Annotated in this window: 2 protein-coding genes and 1 pseudogene; all 3 read left to right on the top strand. The window is 71.6% G+C overall.

Going from position 1 to position 885, the window contains the following annotated elements; all coding sequences use genetic code 11:
- Positions 1-311 (top strand): ATP-binding protein (locus FV222_RS27625; RefSeq protein ID WP_147816321.1); only part of this gene is annotated, 311 nt, incomplete at its 5' end.
- 14 nt (positions 312-325) lie between these two features.
- Positions 326-760: a response regulator gene (locus FV222_RS27630; protein WP_147754180.1), complete on the top strand. Its 435-nt coding sequence runs from the start codon at positions 326-328 to the stop codon at positions 758-760.
- Positions 757-885 (top strand): annotated as a pseudogene (locus FV222_RS32065) (two-component system sensor histidine kinase/response regulator); the annotation flags it as partial. The gene FV222_RS27630 and the pseudogene FV222_RS32065, both read left to right, overlap by 4 nt.

Below are 885 nucleotides of genomic sequence, written 5' to 3' on the forward strand. Positions count from 1 at the left end.
GCCGGATCGCCATCACCGCCCGGCCGGCGGGCGGCGACCGCGTGCGCATCGCCGTCACGGATAACGGGCGCGGCATCGCCCCGCGCGACCACGCCCGCGTGTTCGAGCTGTTCCGCCGCTCCGGGGTCCAGGACCGGCCGGGCGAGGGGATCGGCCTGGCGCACGTCAAGGCGCTGGTGCGGTCGCTCGGCGGGCGCATCGACCTGACCTCGACGTTGGGCGAGGGCACCACCTTCGAGGTGACGCTGCCGCGCGAGGCGGCTACAGGTCGTGAGGCACACGGCGCCCCGACGACCCTGGCCGCGGAATGACCCTGGAGGCCGCCATGAACGCCGTCAGCATCGTGATGATCGAGGACGACGACGGGCACGCCCGGCTGATCGAGCGCAACATCCGCCGCGCGGGCGTGAACAACGAGATCATCCCCTTCCGCGACGGCACCTCGGCCCTGGACTTCCTCCTCGGGCCGGACGGCTCGGGCGAGGTCAGCGCGCGGCGCCACCTGCTGATCCTGCTCGACCTCAACCTGCCCGACATGACCGGGATCGACATCCTCGAGAAGGTGAAGGCCAACCCGCACACCAAGCGCTCGCCGGTCGTCGTCCTGACCACCACGGACGACAGCCGCGAGGTCCAGCGCTGCTACGATCTCGGCGCCAACGTCTACATCACCAAGCCGGTGAACTACGAAGGCTTCGCCAACGCCATCCGGCAGCTCGGGCTGTTCTTCTCGGTGATCCAGGTGCCCGAGAACCCATGACCGGCCCTCCCCCCGCCGCGGCCGGACCGGCCGGCACGGCCCGCATCCTCTACATCGACGACGACCCCGGTCTCGCGCGCCTGGTCCAGCGCGCGCTCGGCGCGCGCGGCTACGTGGTCGAGCTC

Source organism: Methylobacterium sp. WL103, from assembly GCF_008039885.1.
GTDB classification, from domain to species: domain Bacteria; phylum Pseudomonadota; class Alphaproteobacteria; order Rhizobiales; family Beijerinckiaceae; genus Methylobacterium; species Methylobacterium cerastii.

Coding starts and splice junctions, on each gene's coding strand:
- FV222_RS27630 (WP_147754180.1), top strand. CDS start 326: ATGAACGCCGTCAGCATCGTGATGATCGAGGACGACGACGGGCACGCC.